This window comes from Acinetobacter sp. (genome assembly GCF_041919735.1).
Lineage (GTDB): Bacteria > Pseudomonadota > Gammaproteobacteria > Pseudomonadales > Moraxellaceae > Acinetobacter.
The window spans coordinates 42,546-59,846 of the sequence record NZ_JAYRTF010000015.1; the positions used below are offsets into that span (position 1 = coordinate 42,546).

Sequence of the window (17,301 nt, forward strand, 5' to 3'; positions counted from 1 at the left end):
AATAAATAGTCTTCTTTGCGCAGCGCGGCAAGATGCATGGATCCATAGCAGTAGAGCGAGGTTTGGTTGATAATTATACAATTTTTCGGCGCTTAATGATGCATTTGGATATTGAAAAAATTCAAATGTCTATTTTTGCATCGCCTTAACATCGCCAAAGTTATTCTAAGACGAAAAAGCCCTTTATCTAAAAGGGCTTTTTTTCATTAATTTGCAGCGGTTTAAACTTGAAGCCAATTATCTTTGACTTCTTGGGCGTCTTTGATCAGAACAATCTTTTGATCACTGATTTCGCCAACCCATGAAACGGGGATTAAGTGATGATGGCCATCGCCGTGTTTGGTCAGTTTAATTTGATCATTGCCTTGCATATGATCGACTTCACCAATTTTAGTGCCGCATGAGGCAATTACCTCAGCATGTTTTTTAATATTTTCAACATTAATAGTCGTCATTAGATGCTGTCCTATTTAAATGTGATGAAGATCTAACCGTATATGAAAAAAACAAGGAAATCTCTAGATGATATGAAAGGCATACAAGTGAGACTGAATGACAACAAGATATTGGAAATCTGATACACGGCTGCAAAAAGTCATCAGATGAATGGCCAATTGCTTGAGAGGAAAAAATGACTGAAATTTTTAAAGCTGATTTTCTCAAGCGTTAATGGTTAAGCCTTTATTTTCAGTGAATAGACATGTGAATAGGCCGTAAAAAAATTAAGTTTATTCATTCAGTGGCGATGTGAATTTTTCTAATGTCCTTATTTTCAATGATCTCAAAGAAATATAGCGCCGAGCGGCGCTATATTTCTCCAGTATTTCTATCTTTGTGTTTATCTTTTAAGTCGTTGTTTTTCAGCTCTAAATCCCTTAATTTGCCAGATTATGGTTTGCTGCAGGTCGCTGAAAATTTCCCTTGTTCTATAGAGTGGATAAAGTTTCCAATTAGGAATTCACTTTGCTTCAAGGAGTCACGGTGATCTCCATTCTTGATCGGGTGGAATGCAATGGGTTTCCGCTCTTTGCATATTTGCTGATAATAAGCATAGGTGCCTCGGTAATCGACAAGCTGGTCTTTGTCTCCCTGCACAATAAGAAGCGGCACATTCGGTGACATATTCTCAATAGACTGCTTTTTTAAGTAATTTGTTAAAGGCGTCAGATTTACATTGGGTTTAAACACTGTTTTAGGCGCTGCTTTAAGGCTGGATTGCAGTTCTGACAAGCAACGGCTGCGTGCAGAATTAAGTATATCCTTCATTTCTGCACTCACTAAATGTTCAGGTGCAAGATCAGGCTCCGCAGCTTCGGCGCCAAGCAGCACAATCGGAAAGAATGCCGCTACACTGGTCTCAATTTGAGAATGAGTTGCTGCGTATTCAGCAATGCCTTGATATTGGTAGCCGCCTGGCGCAAGAGAGATTGCTCCGCGCAAATTAAGTTCTGGCGCATCTTTTTGTCCGAGCGCTGCAACGCTTAGCGCTGCCGCTCCGCCTTGGCTGTGGCCCATGACATACCAATTTTTGCTGAATTGATCCGGCCTTAAGAAGTGAACGGCTCTGACAGCATCAACCACTGTGTGCAATTGGCTTTGAGCATTCATATACGGATGCCCGCCTGGAGTTCCTAGGCCCTGATAGTCGGGGGCCGCAACGGCATAGCCGCGTGCAAGCCATGCATTGAGCGCTTTCGCTGCAATTTGCTGATAGACATGCACTGGCCCGCCTGCATAATCATCTGAAGGAGCACAAGTATCAGCAACACCGGTTGTTCCATGCGCCCATGCCAGTACAGGCCAGCCGCCCTTAGGCGCTTTGCCTTTAGGCAATAAAATGAATCCGGATGTCACAATCGGTTCAGACTGCGCTCCGCGGCTGCGGTAAGTCACTAAGTAGCGCTGAGCGGCATTGCTGAACAAGCCGGTATCTTGCGCCTGTATGGATAAGATCGTGCCTGGGGTTTGAGCCGGAACTTCTGATATTTGCAGTTTACTGTGATTCGAAAGTAAAGGAGAGGCCATGGCATATGAGGATGCGAAGCAAATGTAGCTCACTGCCAACTTGAGGATAGAAAGTCGAGTTTTCATTATGGATGCATTCTTCCTTTATTTTGTCATGTCATTTTAACTGTATCAGTTTTATTTCCGCAGCTGAATGAGTGGCGCATAATATTTGCAGCGAAATGAAAAATAGGGTGATGAATCACCCCTTTTAATAGAGCTTCTTTGATTTGCCATACACACTGGATAAATTTCAAAAATTTTCCAAATAGGTCATGACACATCCTTTAAACTTTTTCTGACCTTAGCTGGCAATTACTGTGCCTCTAGGTGCCAAATACATTATTTTTTGAGCTGTAGCAATTTGGCTGTATAGATTATTCAAACATCCAGTTTGGAAAGGGCAGTATCGCAACTAACCATTCAGGTTATTCAGAATCACAACCAGAATGGGATTAATCAATCGTCGAAAAAAAGAAAAGACGTAGTCTCTTGGCTTGATCTGAGAGCTTTCTACGAGTTTAATTTTGATAATTTTTATCTATTGAATCAATATCAGTTATTGTATTCCAGTTCTAATGAAATTAACGCATTAGAACTGGAGCGATTTTATAATTAGAAGCTGTAGTTTCTATCATTACCTAATTTAGAAAATTGAACTTCCATATCATTAAATGCATCAGTAAAGCCATCCAGTGAAATTTTATTTTCAATTAATTGTTTTTTATTATTATAGAATCGTGTAAATGCATAATTTCCACGTTTGAATTGTTTAATTAGCTCGGAACCATTTCTAAATAATCCTTCTCTCTCTTGTAGAATGTCCTTGTTGTCTATATGAACAAAAACGGGATTATTTTTTAATTGTTTTTCACCAATATTTACAATGTATTGATGATTAACATGTAAAACAGAGATAGGCCCTTTACTCATAATACAGGCCTTCATATCTTCAAATACTTTATATTGACATTTTATTTTCCAGCTGGCGCGTTCGATCAGCTTGTTTTCCATTAAGTCGATTTCAGCATTACTGCCTGATTTGGCATTAACTTTTACAATCAAAGTAGAAAGTTGATCTTCAGATGCAGACGCATTGTTTACAGTAACGAGCCCTAAAAAAAGCAAGTATAGATAGTTTTTTTTACGCATAATGAAATCCCCAATAAATATAAAGTATTTAAAAAAAGCCATAATAATCAGTAATTTTTTGATATCTATTGCTTAAAGTATCATTTTGGGAAAATACAGCTATTTCATCTACAAATTAGGACTAAAGTATAAATTGTTTCTCGTTTTTACTATAAAATGCTCAATAAAATCAGGCTGTATAGTGCATTTGATTTCAACTAGGGTCCATGCCACTGTTCGTGTGCAGTGTTTGAATTAAAAAGGTCGTCAGATGAGCGCTTTTTTATCAATTTATCTATCCCTTAATTCACATTGAATAAGTTGTCAAAATTGCTAAAATACAGGACGTTTTTAAACACTGTTTTTCTAAAGTTTTGATAGAATTTTGCAAGGCGAAAATTAAACTATTAAATTTCAGTGTCTTACACAGAGAAAATTTCAATGTTCGATATCTATTTAACAGACGCCAAAAAGAAAGTTCAATTCAAGGATTATCCGGGCGAGCATCCTGTTAAATTTGTTTTAAATTTTAAGAAGATTTTTCCAAGCGTGATGGAGCTGATGCTGCCAGTTCTGCCAGAAAATGAAAATCTGGAAGAAATGACTTGGGAATCAACTGTTGAAGATTTAGAAATCTTTAAACTGCTGCTGAGCGGCTGGGGCGTGATTGAACTGCGCCTTAAGGCAATTGCTCAGTATAAAGACCGAAAATATGCCGACAATCTGGTTAAGCAGGCCCAGCAAAAGCGTAAAGATTTTTCCAAGGCGCAGCCGATGCTGTCTGCTGTGGATTTAGACTATTTATTTATGCACGAAGTGCATGGCTTAATTGATGCTGAGTTAGTCGAACTCGGTGAGAAATTCTATTTGCCGGCATTGCGTGACTTATGGAAAGGCAAAGTGTCAGCAAAAGTGTTACAGGCTAATTTTTAAGATCTTGCCATTTTCTGAACGATAGCGGAAATGAGGCAGCTCGACTTGCTGTCATTTGCAGCAGGTCTTCTCAATACGCCGCATTCCAGTGATCCGCTATATTCGATTCAAGCAAAGCCGCATAAGCATAAGCCCTCCGTCCGCTGGGGGCTTTTTTATGTGTGCGCTTTAGGTTTTGTAAAATGAAAAATGTTTAAATATTTATCAAATGGTTAAAAAATTGCTCATGTGTATGGATTATAGAACTGATTTTGCATACTGTTGAGCATGTTTGAAATCTGCCGAATTGGTCTGGCTTTTCAGTTTCAGACCGTTCAGCAAATCTCCCCGTTTCACGCTATTGAATAGCCGTACCTAGGAAATATTTATGTCGAATCAGTTTTTAGATCAAATTACAAAGCGCCGCACCATTTATGCCATCGGCAAAAACGCTGCGCAAACACCGGAACATTTAACTGATTTGATCCAAACTGCCATTAAGCAAAGCCCTTCTTCATTCAACTCTCAGTCATCGCGTGCGGTGCTTTTATTTAATGGTGAAAGCGAAAAGTTTTGGGGCCTAGTGGCTGAAAAACTCAAATCTTATGCCAAAGATGAAGAAAGCGCTGCCAAAACTGCAGCTAAAATAGCAAGCTTTGCTGCCGGTGTAGGTACCGTTTTATTCTTCGAAGATATGGATGTAATCAAAGGCCTGCAGGAGCAATTTCCCTCTTATGCAGACAACTTCCCGATTTGGGCAGAGCATTCAACTGCAATTGCGCAATTTGCCGTTTGGACCGCATTGCATACAGATGGCCTTGGCGCATCGCTGCAGCATTACAACCCGATTGTAGATGCTGAAGTGCATGCAGAATGGGATATCCCAGCGCATTGGAAACTGCGCGCGCAATTGGTTTTTGGTTCGGTAGAAGGTGAAGCCAAAGAAAAAGGCTATATGGATGATGCTGCGCGCTTTAAAGTATTTAAATAAGTGTCAAATAAGCGGAAGAACCAAGCCGGGCCTAACAAGTCCGCCTGCGCAGATGCAACTGCTTTTGGTAGCGCAAATGCTGCAGACCTAGGCCGAACCAACGCCATAAAAGAGAAGGAGGTTTCCAGTTAATGGAAACCTCCTTCGGTTTTTAGTCCGAGGGAAGACTAAAACTTAGAACCAATCAACCTGCATGTTTAAGCATGTGTCATCAAATTGATTGAGCAATTTTGCATAATGTTCTATTTCCGGCAGTTCCCAGCGCATGAAATACTGCGCCGCCTGTATTTTCCCTGCCATAAACTGCTGATCTTCCGCATGGCGGCTATCCGCAAATTTCTGAAGCGCTTTATTGGCCATGTCTAGCCACAGCCATGCAATAATGGTTTTGCCCATCATGTCTAAATACAGAGCTGAGTTCGCCAATGCCTGATTGGTTTGACCTTGAGCCAGCGCTTTGCCTAAACGCTGTGTGGTGTTTTGCACAGTCTCCAGATGCAGCTGAAATATTTCCGCCAGCAGCTGAATAGTTTCATTTTCCGTTTCATTGATGGTTTGCTGCATGCGCTGCATCAGCAGCATGAGGCCTTTGCCATCGTGCAGCCATAGTTTACGGCCCAGCAAATCTAAGGATTGAATGCCGAACGTGCCTTCATGGATCGGGTTTAAACGGTTATCGCGGTAGCATTGTTCCAGCGGATACTCGCGGGTATAACCAGCGCCGCCAAGCACTTGAATGGCTAAATCATTGGCTTTCGGCCCATAAGCCGAAGGGAATGACTTCACCACAGGCGTGATTAAATCCAGCAGAATCGCGCTGTCTTCATTGCCATCCGCCTGATGTTCATCAATCAAGCGCGCGGCAAACAGGCACAGCGCCAATGAACCTTCCGCATACGATTTCTGCGCCAGCAGCATGCGCTTTACATCAGTATGCTGAATAATGCTGACGGGTTTGGCCAGTGGATCTTTATTGGAAAGCAGCCGGCCTTGCGGACGGTTTTTAGCGTAGTCTAAAGATGCTAAATAGCCGCGGTAACCGATCATGGCTGCGCCTAAGCCCACGCCGACACGCGCTTCGTTCATCATTTTGAACATGTATTTCAGGCCGGCGCCCGCTTCACCAATCAAATAGCCGGTGCATTGATCTTGCTCGCCAAAACTCAACACCGTCGAGGTGGTACCTCGGTAACCCATTTTGTGCAGCAGGCCAGCCAGCTGCACATCATTGCGTTCGGCTAATGTTCCATCTGCATGAACGTTAAATTTAGGCACAATAAACAGCGAAATGCCTTTGACCCCTTGCGGCGCATCCTGCATGCGGGCCAGCACCAGATGCACTATATTTTCTGTGATGTCTTGATCGCCGCCGGAAATAAACATTTTTTGACCTTTAATCAAAAAGGTGCCATCCGCCTGAGGAATTGCTTTAGTGGTCAAATCACCCAATGATGAACCGACATTCGGTTCAGTCATGGCCATTGTGCCGGAAAAACGGCCGCTGAACATATGCGGAACAAACGCATTTTTTTGCGCTTCAGTGCCAAAGGCCTGAATCAGATTGGCCGCGGCAGCGGTTAAAAAGGAATAGGCCACAGTAGACGGATTCGCCGACATAAAATAGGCGTTCGCGGCCATATTAATTAAGGTCGGAAGCTGCATGCCGCCATCTGCATAATCATGCTGCGCGCAAAGCAGTCCAGCATCAGCAAACTGTTTCCATGCGGTTTTTACTTCGGCAATGGTTTCCACGTTTTGACCATCAAATGTCGGCTCATGATGATCGGCTTTTGCATTGTGCGGTGCAAAAAAATCCTCAGCAATGCCGCGGGCGGTATCCAAAATGCTGTTGAACGTGGCTGCATCGTGTTCTGCATAGCGCGGGAATCGGGTTAATTCCTCCGCCTTGAAAACGTCATACAGCAAAAAACTTAAATCCTTTTCATTGACCAGCTGCACCATGGGGCATCTCTTTTCATTATCTTGGTATGCGTCAAGAGTAGCAGTTGATTTTTGTGCTGTGGATTGTCAATAATGACACTTAATAGGTGAAAAATGATATTACTATTGATCTTTCAAACATCCGATCAATCGGCCTTTGACTTTGACTTTGACTTTGACTATTTGAGTGCTGAGTTAAGATGTTGAACTGAACATGAGGCGCGATGAAAAAAATTGTGATCTTGGCTTTTAATGGCGCTTTGGCTTCCGCGATTACCGGTGTCACGGATTTATTTTCCATGGCAGGCGTCAGCTGGAACCGCATTTGGAATCAAGATATTCAGCGCCTATTTCAGGTGGAAATTGCCAGTGCGGATGGCAGGCCAATTCAATGCATCAATGGATTGAAAATTCAGGCGGATCTGTCCTTTGATCAAATCTCGCATGCCGATGTGCTGATTGTGCCGACGATTGGTGCGCCAATTATAGAAACATTAGCGCGAAATTCAGCGCTGCTGAAATTGCTCCAAAAGGCTGAACAAGACAATCAGCTGATTGCAGGCAACTGCACCGGCAACTTCTTTTTGGCGGAAGCTGGGATCTTAAATGGTAAATATGCCACCACGCATTGGGGCTTTCAGCAGCTGTTTGCCGAGCGCTATCCCTTGGTCAAGCTGAATGCGGATCAGCTGATTACCCGCGATCAGCAGGTGTATTGCGCTGGCGGAGGCTTGGCATGGTTTGACTTGGGGCTGCATTTGATTGAACGCTTTTATGGATTTGAAGCAGCCATGCAGACTGCTAAATCTTTTGTGATTGATTACCGCCGCGACAGCCAGCTGTCATATTCACTGATGAAAATAGGCAAGCCGCATCATGATGTGCTGGTGCAAAAAATTCAGGATTGGATCGAGCTGCATTTTCAGCAAAATATCAATTTGGATGATTTGGCGGCGCAATTCAACGTGACAGTCAGAACCATGATCCGGCGCTTTAATGCCGCTTTGGATGTCCCGCCCAATCAGTATGTGCAGGCAATCAGAATTGAAGCCGCCCGAAAGCGCCTGGAAGAAACGGAACAATCTTTAGAGCTGATTATGCAGGAGGTGGGCTACAGTGATCCCAGCTCGTTCCGCAGGCTGTTTCATAAAAAAACTGGGCTGAATCCGATAGAATACCGCCGGCGATTCAGCCGGCGGTTTTAAGCAAATCTTATGGCAGATGAGCCATTCAAAGCTTGTTTGGATGGTTTTGCATCATGCCGCTTTTGCACCCGCATGGCGGCCGTGCAGGATGAAGTACACGGCAATACAGGCGAAAGCGGCAAAGGCACTGTATAAGTACAGTTCAGAATAGCCAATATAATCAAGCGCTTTACCGATAAAGTAAGGCCCAAAACCCAGCCCTGCATCCAAAAAGATAAAGAAGGTTGATGTAGCAAAGCCCATGCGTTCGATACTGGTGCTTTTGACGGCAATGGTTTGGCAGACGGATTGAATATTGCCGTAGCCGAAGCCAAGCAAAGCCGCGCAGAGTAAAAGCACCCAAGCGCTGTTGGCCAGACTGAGCAAAATCAGTGCAGCCCCCATAATTACAAAAGCAGGATACATGATGATGTTGGCGCCTTTACGGTCCATTAACGGGCCAGTAATCGGGCGTGAAATTAAAATAGCAATGGCGTAAGTCAGGAAGAAAAAAGAGGCGGTTTCGACCAAATCAATTTCTTTAGCATAAAAATTAATAAAAGACAGCACGCCAGAGTAGCAGATCGAAGCCAGCAGCATAACGAATGCAATCGGCAATGCTTTCGGTTCTACAAAACGCGACAGCAGGCTTGGTTTCAGGACAGGTGCCGATGCTGGTTCTAGATGCTTAGATGCTTGCGGCAAATTCGGCACCTGAATTATCAATGCAACCAACAAACAACTGAGAGCAATGGAGCTGGAAACAATGAAGATTGCATGGTAGCCGATATGCAGCATCATCCAAATCGCGAGGAATGGGCCAATTGCTGTGCCTAATGTGCTGCTCATGCTGTAGTAGCCAATGCCTTCGCCGCGGCGGGCGGGCGGCAGAATTTGGGCAATGATGGTGCCGAGCACTGAAGAAGCAATGCCCATCATAAAACCATGCATGAAGCGGACAAACAGCAGCATGCCGACGCCAAAATGCACGAAGTACAAAAAAGAAAACAGCAAAAATCCGATCAGCCCAGCCACTAAGGTGGTTTTGCGGCCAAAGCGCTCAAGGAACTGGCCGACCAGCAAGCGGCCAACTAAAGTGCCGACAATAAACAAGCCGGAAACGAGGCCCGCCTGAGCAGTGGAGGCGCCTAATTCTGCAACGGCATAACCGACAATCACCACAACCAAAAGATAAAAAATCAGCACCAGCTGAAAATTGATGGCGCTGACCAAAACGAAGTTTTTCGTCCATAAGGAGGCATTGTCACTCATTGTTTTTTACCTGCAGTGCGGGTTTCAAGGGCGGCGCTAATCTCATTCAGCAATGCAGTGCTTTTTAAAATTTCCTGCGGGTTGAAAGGCTGGATCAGCTGCTGCTCAAACTGGCCAATTTCAGCAGCGCACTGCTGATAAAGCTTTTGACCTGCAGCGCTCAGTACGAGTTTTTTCTGACGTTTATCATCAGTTTGAACTTGTGAAACAACATTCAGCTGAGCGAGTATGCGCGTGCGTTTAGCAATAGACGGCTTGGATACATTTAAATATTCAGCAATTTCGATGGACGTGCAGCCTTGTTTCTCTTGGATGACAAACATGACTTGCCACAGGGAATAGTTCAGCTGATAAGGCAGTAAAATCGTATTGACTTCATCGCTGAACATGCGGGCGCAGCGCATCAATGAAGCGCGGAAACCTAATTGGGAGTTCATGGTAGTTAACTAGGGTAACTAAATTAATGGAAACTTTACGCCCATTAAACCGAATAATCAATAGAAAGAAGGCCGGGCTTCAGGCATTAAAGACAAAGCGCAATTTAAATTAGAAAATCCAGCAGGCTGCAGGCATGGATTGCGGCGCTAATGATTAAAAATGGATACGGTCATTGCATGCTTTCTAGCATATTTCAATGCAAAGTGAGCATGTTTCAGGCCTAAACCTCATTCAGTTAAGGGAGCTGGATGCTCCCAGTCGAATTAGACCCAATGCCGCATTTGCATCTGGGCGGTCCATTTATTTATGCAGCTTTCGATATTCTTTTGGCCGCATTGGACGGCTGTCTTTCCATAGCCCTTTTCTTTGTTTGCGGGCTTTGTCCTGCAGCGATTTCATATATTGAAGCTGTTTTTTATCTCGAATATATTCTTCATACACCCATGCTGCACCGCGCTTTACCATTTCTTCATTCATATTGCGGCGGTAACGGTAAATCACACCCACACAGCGGCCATAACGGTCAACATCGGTAATTTTAATGCGCACCAATTTTTTATACACCATGGCTTTGATGACGCGCTGAGATTCTTTGCCATAGTTTTGGGTCGATTCAGGCGCATCAACATAGGCAAAACGCAGTTTGGTTTGCGATCTGCGGATATTCAGCCGTGTGCAGGTGAGTGTATCGCCATCACTGACTGCAATGACGCGGCACCAGTACGACTTGCCTTTTTTGAATGGACGGAAAAGATCGGTCAGAAAAACATAAAGTTTATGACAGAGAAAGAGGGTAATGAGGCATAGCAAAATGCCAAGGCCAATGAGCCAGCTGGGAGATAATTGTTCGAGCATAAAAAAAGCTGAATTTATTGATCCGTTCGAATAAATTCAGCATAAGTTGGAGATGTTAAGGACATTAATTGTAATGGAAAAGCGAGAACAGCTGAGGCTAAATAATCAGCAAACAGTATAAAATTAATTTTAAATCAATTATTTGTTGAAAATTTATTCACTGCTGTACATTGTTTTGCCGATGCGCTTGAACAGACACGTTCATCTCTGGCTGCCATAAATAGCCTAAGCAAAAATTTTAATTATTTCGCTTCGCAAAAATTTATGACGTGCATTTTCTTGAATATCTTTATGCCAATACATCCCCATATTAATTTTCGGAAGTTCTACAGGCACATCAAAAATGTTCAGGTTTTCTGCAATTTGCAAATGCGCCAAAATATTCTTGGGAATGGTCAAAACTGTTTTTGGCTGCTGCGCTAAAATTTGCAGCGCAGTTGAATAATGCTGGCAGCGCAGGGTAATTTGACGTGACAGCTGTTTGCGGTTTAAAAAAATATCTTCGACCAAAACACCTGTGCGGCGTGAAGAAACGCCAATATGCGCTGAAGCGAGATAGAGCTGCTCATTCATTTCCGTCTGCTGTGAACAGACTACAAAATGATCCTGCTGCAGCGTTTGAAATTGAATTTTATCTCCAAAATTTTGTTCTAAATCGATGGCAAAATCGATTTGCTGCGAAGCAAGGTCTGCCGCAATATTTTTGCGGTCTAACTTAATGCTGGAAAATTGAATATTGAATTGGCTTTGCTGAAAATGCGCCACCAGCTTAGGAAAAATCAGCGGTTCAATTTCATCATGCAATGCAATTTTAAGGCTTTGCACGGCGCTGGGATCAAAACTTTGATTCTGCATGGAGATGTTCTGTATGGCGTACAGCGCATCTTTAATGGAAGGATAGATCTGCTCGGAAAAAGGTGTAGGGAGCATTTTGCTGCCGGCGCGGACAAATAAATCATCCTGCAGATGCTGGCGCAGGCGCTGCAAAGCGTGGCTGGCGGCGGATTGAGTAATGCAAAGAATCTGCGCCGCTTTCGAAATGCTTTTTTGCTCATATACCGCGATAAACAGCGGATATAAGTTGATATCGATGCGGTGGAAAACTCCCAGATCAATCAGGTTTTTACTATGAATTGAATTCATGATGAATTATAAAATTAAATCATTTTGTTCATAATAGTTTTCAAGGTATGTTGTTGTAAAGCGTAAAACACAATATTGAAAAGGATCATGCCATGTTCGAGTTATCAGCACGCGCACAGGATTATATTGAAAGAACGAAACAGTTCATTAAAAACGAAATCGAGCCAGTTGAAACTGAATTTTGGCATGAAGTGCATGAATTGAATCAGGGCGGTGACTGGACCAAATGGCAGTGGCCCGCTCAGCTTGAAGTTCTGAAAGACAAAGCCAAAGCTGCAGGGCTTTGGAATATGTTTTTGCCTTGCGATCAATTAGGACAAGGTTTATCAGTACAGGAATACGCGCACATTGCCGAACTTTCAGGCCGCAGCTTGATTGCGCCCATAGTATTTAACTGCAATGCGCCAGACAGCGGCAACATGGAAGTGATTTGGCGCTACGGTACAGAAGCGCAAAAAGAACAGTGGCTGAAACCGCTTTTAGACGGAAAAATCCGTTCTGTATTCTGCATGACGGAGCCTGCAGTGGCTTCATCGGATGCCACCAATATGCAAGCGACAGCGGTTATTGACGGCGATGAAATTGTTTTGAATGGCCGTAAATGGTGGTCGTCAGGTTTAGGCGATCCGAATGCCAAAATTATTATCTTTATGGCGCATACTCCAGATGAAAGCAAAGATCGCCATCATCAGCATTCGATGGTTTTGGTTCCTGTTGAAACAGCGGGTGTAAAAATCGAACGCATGCTGCCGGTCTTTGGTGACTATGACGCGCCGCATGGACACGGCGAAATCAGCTTCACCAATGTGCGTGTGCCGGTCGCTAATTTTATTGGCGGCGCGGGCCAAGGTTTTGAAATTGCGCAAGGCCGTCTTGGCCCTGGCCGTATCCATCACTGCATGCGCTGCATTGGCGCGGCAGAAAAATCATTAGAACTGATGATTGACCGCGGCATGAGCCGTACCGCATTCGGCAAAGAAATTTTAAAACTGGGCGGAAATTTGGAACGTGTTGCAGAAGCCCGTGTTGCCATTGATCAAGCGCGTTTATTGACGCTGTATGCCGCGTATAAAATGGATACCTTAGGCAATATGGCCGCTTTAACCGAGATTTCTGCGATTAAAGTCGTTGCGCCTAGCGTTTTGGAAAAAGTGGTGGATATGGCAATGCAAATTCACGGCGGCGCCGGGGTTTCGCGTGATACGCCATTAACCGGCTTCTTTGCGCAAGCGCGTTCACTGCGTTTGGCGGATGGCCCGGATGAAGTGCATAAAGGCATGATTGCGAAGCTGGAATTGGCAAAACGCGGCTACAGCTCACGCCGCAAAAAGTAAGCATTTTCTGCACGGTTTATAGCATGGCAACTCTGGGTTGACCGTGCTATAAACATATGAGCATAACAATTTACGTATTACTTACAGCTCTTGAGCCATAACTTGAATGTGACGGCCTCAAAGACTGGGTTAAAAAGATTTGCATTGAAAGATTTAGGGTGAAAATAATGTCAGTGATTGATGTAGGCGGCACAGTTCGTGAGGGTGAAGAATTAGATGTCCGCGCGGTAAGCAACTGGCTAATTGAACAAGGTGCGGATATTGCCGGCCCTGTAGAGGTCACTCAATATTCAGGCGGTGCGTCAAACTGGACATACCGCCTTAAATATGAAAACGCGGACTTGATTTTGCGCCGTCCGCCTAAAGGAACGAAAGCCAAATCTGCGCATGATATGGCGCGTGAATACAATGTGCAAAAAAACTTAGCTGAGTTTTATCCAGTACTGCCTGAAATGGTGGCGCTGTGCCAGGATGAATCGGTGATTGGCTGCGATTTTTACGTGATGAAACGCGTTGAAGGCATTATTCCGCGCGCGAATCTGCCGAAAGAGCTGAACTTTGATGAAAACCAAGTCCGTGAGCTGTGCATCAATGTAATTGATAAGCTGATTGAACTGCATCAGGTGCCATATCAAGGGACTGAGCTGGAAAAGCTCGGCAAAGGTGAGGGTTATTGCCGCCGCCAAGTGGAAGGCTGGGATGCGCGCTATGAAAAAGCCAAAACGTTAAATGTGCCGTCATTCAAATATGTGCGCAATTGGCTGAAAGCGCATATTCCAGAAGATACCAACACCTGCATTATTCATAACGATTGGCGTTTTGACAATGTCATTTTAAATCCTGAAAATCCAACCGAAGTGATTGGCGTGCTGGATTGGGAAATGGCGACTTTGGGCGATCCGTTAATGGACTTGGGTTCAGCTTTGGCCTATTGGGTTGAAGATAAAGACAATGCCATTTTTAAAGCTACCCGCCGCCAGCCGACCAATTTAAAAGGCATGTTTAGCCGCAAAGAAGTGGTGGATTACTATCTTGAAAAAACAGGCTTGCACACAGACAACTGGACATTTTACGAAGTCTTCGGCATCTTCCGCTTAGCGGTGATCGCGCAGCAGATTTACTACCGTTTTTATCATAAGCAAACCAATAATCCAGCGTTTAAAGATTTCTGGATTGTGATTCATGCTTTGCATATACGCGCATTGAAACTGATTGGCTTGCAGAAGCTTGAAGCCAATGACATTGCGCAAAAGTACATCGAAAAAATGAAGGATATTTTAGGAAAATGACCACGATTTATTTGATTCGTCACGGGCAGGCATCTTTTGGCGCTGAAAGCTATGACAAGCTTTCACCCAATGGCGAATTGCAAGCGAAAGTGCTGGGTCAATATTTTGATGAAATTTTAAAAGAAGCGCCATATGCCGTTGCCGGTTCTATGCAGCGCCATCAGCAAACGGCCAGCCTTGCCTTGGAAAAATGCTTTCCAGAAAGCGATGTTGTGACTGACAGCGCATGGAATGAGTTCAATCATCAGCAAGTGTTTGCACAATATGAGCCGCGTTTTAATGAGCCGCATTTGCTGAAAGAAGATGTTTCTAAAGAGGCCAATCCGCGGGCCTACCTGGCCAAAATCTTTGAGGGCGCCATTGGCCGCTGGACAGGCGGTGAGTATCACCATGAATATGATGAATCTTGGCCGCATTTTAAAAACCGCGTAGAAACAGCATTGCAGAATTTATGTGATGAGCTGGCGCAGACTCAGCCGCGCTATGCGGTGGTTTTTACTTCCGGTGGCGTGATCTCGGTTGCAGTCGGCAAAATTTTAGGCCTCAGCCCTGAAAAAACCTTTGCGCTAAATTGGGCGATTGCCAATACCAGCATGACCACATTGCGATTGGTCGGCAATGAGCCGCAGCTGCTGAGTCTAAACGAACATCATTTTATAAAAGCCGCGAACCCAAGTTTATTGACTTGGATTTGATTTAAAAAATATTAAGGATTCAATTATGGCTAAAACAATTTTAATTACTGGCGCAAGCTCAGGGATTGGCGCAGGCATGGCGCGTGAATTTGCGCAAAAAGGCTATAATTTAGCGATTTGCGCCCGCCGTTTAGAGCGTTTAGAAAGCTTAAAGCAAGAATTGGAAAGCCAATATGGCATTCAAGTGATTGCCAAAACTTTAGACGTGACCAATTACGATCAAGTGTTTGAAGTGTTCCGCGCATTTAAAGCAGATTTTGGCACGATTGACCGCGTGATTGTCAATGCAGGTGTTGGAGAAGGCCGCCGCATTGGCAAAGGCAATTTTGAGATTAACCGTGCTACGGTGGAAACCAACTTTATTTCTGCTTTAGCGCAGTGTGAAGCTGCGGTTGAAATTTTCCGTGCGCAAAACGCCGGGCATTTGGTGGTGATTTCATCCATGAGTGCAATGCGCGGCATGCCAAAACATTTAACAGCTTACGGCGCAAGCAAAGCCGGTGTTGCGCATTTAGCAGAAGGCATCCGTGCCGAGCTGATCAATACGCCAATTAAAGTGTCTACGATTTTCCCGGGCTATATCCGTACAGAAATCAATGAAGGCGCGAAGAAACTGCCTTTTGAAATCGATGAAAAAACTGGTTCGCGGTTATTAGCGGCTGAAATTGAAAAAGAACCGGTTAAAGCCTATGTGCCAAAATGGCCGTGGATGCCGCTTGGAACCATTATGAAAGTCTTGCCTTTAAAACTGGTCATGAAACTCGGCTGATGTTTTAGTCTTTTTGAGTTTTCACATTAAAATAAGCTCCAAATGGGGCTTTTTTAATTCATGGAAGATCAATTCAGATATGTTTGGGTGGAACTTGATAAGTCGACAAAAAACTATTTGGTGATGAGCGTTTTTTTGGGTAAGTTGATGATTTAATATAATAAATTAAGATAATTTATATGTAGTTAAAATTATTAATGAACTACCATATCTAGTAAAGAAAGCACCTAATTGGGCTACTATTTTGCTTATAAGAATACTAAATAGTAATACTGCAAGAGAATGCATGATTGATAAAGTTTCTTTAACTACTCCAGCAATAAAAAACTCAATTTTTATGAAAAAACAACTTCTTTAATGAAAGTAATAAATCCGATTTAACATAATGGCCGTTATATGAAATGGATTATAAAAAACATTTTTTTCATATGGTTAAATTTTTTTAACCACCCTCAAAAACGGCCAAAAGCTGACCTTGTTACAAATCGGCTTTTTTATATGCTGTTTTGATACTTCTTGCCGAGATGGCAGGTTGTTAATTAATCAATTGATAACATATATTCTTATTATTTAATTTACTCATAAAATATATTCATTATAATATTATGTATTCGATCGAATACAATAAAGAGGAACTTTCATGATCGAGATTAAACGTCTCCCTGAATTTGATGAATGGTTAGATAGCATTAAAGACAATATGACCCGCCTTAAACTGAATCGAAGATTAGAAAAGGTTCAGCGAGGTAATTGGGGCGATGTAAAGCATCTTCAAGAAGGTGTTTGGGAAATGCGAGAGTTCTTCGGACCAGGTTGGCGCATGTATTACATCAAACATGGTGATGTAATCATTGTGATGCTTGGAGGTGGTGATAAATCTACACAGCAAAAGGATATAGAATGAGCTGTTGATTTATCAAAATCTTTAGAGGATTGAAAAATGGTTAAAATAGCTGATCTACCTAGCTTTGACATGGCAGAAGCACTTAAGAGTGAGGAAGATATTGTAATATATCTTAATATGGTTCTTGAAGAAAATGATCCTGCTGAACTAGCTCACGCACTTGGTGTTATTGCCAAAGCTCGTGGTATGACTCAAATTGCTAAAGACGCAGGAATTGGACGTGAAGCACTTTACAAAGCACTCCGTCAAGATTCAGCACCTCGTTTTGATACAATTAACCGAGTAGTAAATGCTTTAGGTTTAAAACTAACTGTGCAGAATGCCTAACTATTCATAAGATCTTGTCTAAGCTTCATCTTATTTAACATAAATTTCTTATACGTAATACGAGTGTTAGCCCAAAGTGAGAAATACATACTGCGAAAGCATTCAAATTTAA

Annotated in this window: 17 protein-coding genes; 9 read left to right on the forward strand and 8 right to left on the reverse strand. The window is 43.1% G+C overall.

The features are described from left to right. Positions 1 to 221: 221 nt before the first annotated feature. The 3 genes from ACE3T3_RS10175 to ACE3T3_RS10185 all read right to left on the reverse strand — a co-directional run bounded on the left by ACE3T3_RS10175 (position 222) and on the right by ACE3T3_RS10185 (position 3,156). The gene (locus ACE3T3_RS10175) at positions 222 to 455 is read right to left on the reverse strand and encodes a DUF2171 domain-containing protein (RefSeq protein WP_374666547.1); all 234 of its coding nucleotides are present in this window, start codon (positions 453 to 455) and stop codon (positions 222 to 224) included. A gap of 433 nt (positions 456 to 888) precedes the next feature. Further along, a complete protein-coding gene (locus ACE3T3_RS10180; protein ID WP_374666625.1) occupies positions 889 to 2,094 on the reverse strand; it encodes an alpha/beta hydrolase family protein in 1,206 nt (401 codons plus the stop codon). A gap of 525 nt (positions 2,095 to 2,619) precedes the next feature. After that, a complete protein-coding gene (locus ACE3T3_RS10185; protein ID WP_374666549.1) occupies positions 2,620 to 3,156 on the reverse strand; it encodes a hypothetical protein in 537 nt (178 codons plus the stop codon). 420 nt (positions 3,157 to 3,576) lie between these two features. On the opposite strand from ACE3T3_RS10185, the gene ACE3T3_RS10190 reads away from it, so the two are divergent. Both ACE3T3_RS10190 and ACE3T3_RS10195 read left to right on the forward strand, forming a co-directional pair. After that, positions 3,577 to 4,068, forward strand: coding sequence for a hypothetical protein (locus ACE3T3_RS10190; RefSeq protein WP_374666551.1), 492 nt, complete (start codon positions 3,577 to 3,579; stop codon positions 4,066 to 4,068). 367 nt (positions 4,069 to 4,435) lie between these two features. Next, entirely contained in the window at positions 4,436 to 5,038 is a 603-nt protein-coding gene (locus ACE3T3_RS10195) for a nitroreductase family protein (protein WP_374666553.1), read from the forward strand. Positions 5,039 to 5,212: 174 nt separating this feature from the next. Here ACE3T3_RS10195 and ACE3T3_RS10200 read toward each other — a convergent pair whose 3' ends face one another. Then, on the reverse strand, positions 5,213 to 7,000 hold the full coding sequence (locus ACE3T3_RS10200) for an acyl-CoA dehydrogenase (protein ID WP_374666555.1): 1,788 nt from the start codon (positions 6,998 to 7,000) through the stop codon (positions 5,213 to 5,215). 203 nt (positions 7,001 to 7,203) lie between these two features. Between ACE3T3_RS10200 and ACE3T3_RS10205 the strand changes: the two genes are divergently transcribed. Continuing rightward, positions 7,204 to 8,184: a GlxA family transcriptional regulator gene (locus ACE3T3_RS10205; RefSeq protein WP_374666557.1), complete on the forward strand. Its 981-nt coding sequence runs from the start codon at positions 7,204 to 7,206 to the stop codon at positions 8,182 to 8,184. A gap of 51 nt (positions 8,185 to 8,235) precedes the next feature. Here the strand turns inward: ACE3T3_RS10205 and ACE3T3_RS10210 are convergent, their stop codons facing one another. The 4 genes from ACE3T3_RS10210 to ACE3T3_RS10225 form a co-directional block, all read right to left on the reverse strand. Beyond that, positions 8,236 to 9,435: an MFS transporter gene (locus tag ACE3T3_RS10210; RefSeq protein WP_374666559.1), complete on the reverse strand. Its 1,200-nt coding sequence runs from the start codon at positions 9,433 to 9,435 to the stop codon at positions 8,236 to 8,238. Beyond that, positions 9,432 to 9,872 (reverse strand): MarR family winged helix-turn-helix transcriptional regulator, encoded by a 441-nt coding sequence (locus tag ACE3T3_RS10215; protein WP_374666561.1) that lies wholly within the window; start codon positions 9,870 to 9,872, stop codon positions 9,432 to 9,434. The genes ACE3T3_RS10210 and ACE3T3_RS10215 overlap by 4 nt, the downstream gene beginning before the upstream one ends. 301 nt (positions 9,873 to 10,173) lie before the next feature. Next, entirely contained in the window at positions 10,174 to 10,728 is a 555-nt protein-coding gene (locus ACE3T3_RS10220) for a thermonuclease family protein (protein ID WP_374666563.1), read from the reverse strand. A gap of 225 nt (positions 10,729 to 10,953) precedes the next feature. Then, positions 10,954 to 11,871 carry a LysR family transcriptional regulator gene (locus ACE3T3_RS10225; RefSeq protein ID WP_374666565.1) on the reverse strand — a complete coding sequence of 306 codons (918 nt, stop codon included), beginning with the start codon at positions 11,869 to 11,871 and terminating at the stop codon, positions 10,954 to 10,956. Positions 11,872 to 11,963: 92 nt separating this feature from the next. Here ACE3T3_RS10225 and ACE3T3_RS10230 point away from each other — a divergent pair, with 92 nt between their 5' ends. The 6 genes from ACE3T3_RS10230 (at position 11,964) to ACE3T3_RS10255 (ending at position 17,189) form a co-directional block, all read left to right on the forward strand. Continuing rightward, positions 11,964 to 13,205 (forward strand): acyl-CoA dehydrogenase family protein, encoded by a 1,242-nt coding sequence (locus tag ACE3T3_RS10230; RefSeq protein WP_374666567.1) that lies wholly within the window; start codon positions 11,964 to 11,966, stop codon positions 13,203 to 13,205. 167 nt (positions 13,206 to 13,372) lie between these two features. Beyond that, the gene (locus ACE3T3_RS10235) at positions 13,373 to 14,494 is read left to right on the forward strand and encodes a phosphotransferase family protein (RefSeq protein WP_374666569.1); all 1,122 of its coding nucleotides are present in this window, start codon (positions 13,373 to 13,375) and stop codon (positions 14,492 to 14,494) included. Then, on the forward strand, positions 14,491 to 15,189 hold the full coding sequence (locus tag ACE3T3_RS10240; protein ID WP_374666571.1) for a histidine phosphatase family protein: 699 nt from the start codon (positions 14,491 to 14,493) through the stop codon (positions 15,187 to 15,189). The genes ACE3T3_RS10235 and ACE3T3_RS10240 overlap by 4 nt, the downstream gene beginning before the upstream one ends. A gap of 25 nt (positions 15,190 to 15,214) precedes the next feature. Beyond that, a complete protein-coding gene (locus ACE3T3_RS10245) occupies positions 15,215 to 15,958 on the forward strand; it encodes an SDR family oxidoreductase (protein ID WP_374666573.1) in 744 nt (247 codons plus the stop codon). Positions 15,959 to 16,598: 640 nt separating this feature from the next. After that, a complete protein-coding gene (locus ACE3T3_RS10250; protein WP_374666575.1) occupies positions 16,599 to 16,862 on the forward strand; it encodes a type II toxin-antitoxin system RelE/ParE family toxin in 264 nt (87 codons plus the stop codon). A gap of 36 nt (positions 16,863 to 16,898) precedes the next feature. Further along, complete coding sequence (locus tag ACE3T3_RS10255; RefSeq protein ID WP_374666577.1) at positions 16,899 to 17,189, forward strand: addiction module antidote protein; 291 nt, start codon at positions 16,899 to 16,901, stop codon at positions 17,187 to 17,189. Positions 17,190 to 17,301: the final 112 nt, after the last annotated feature.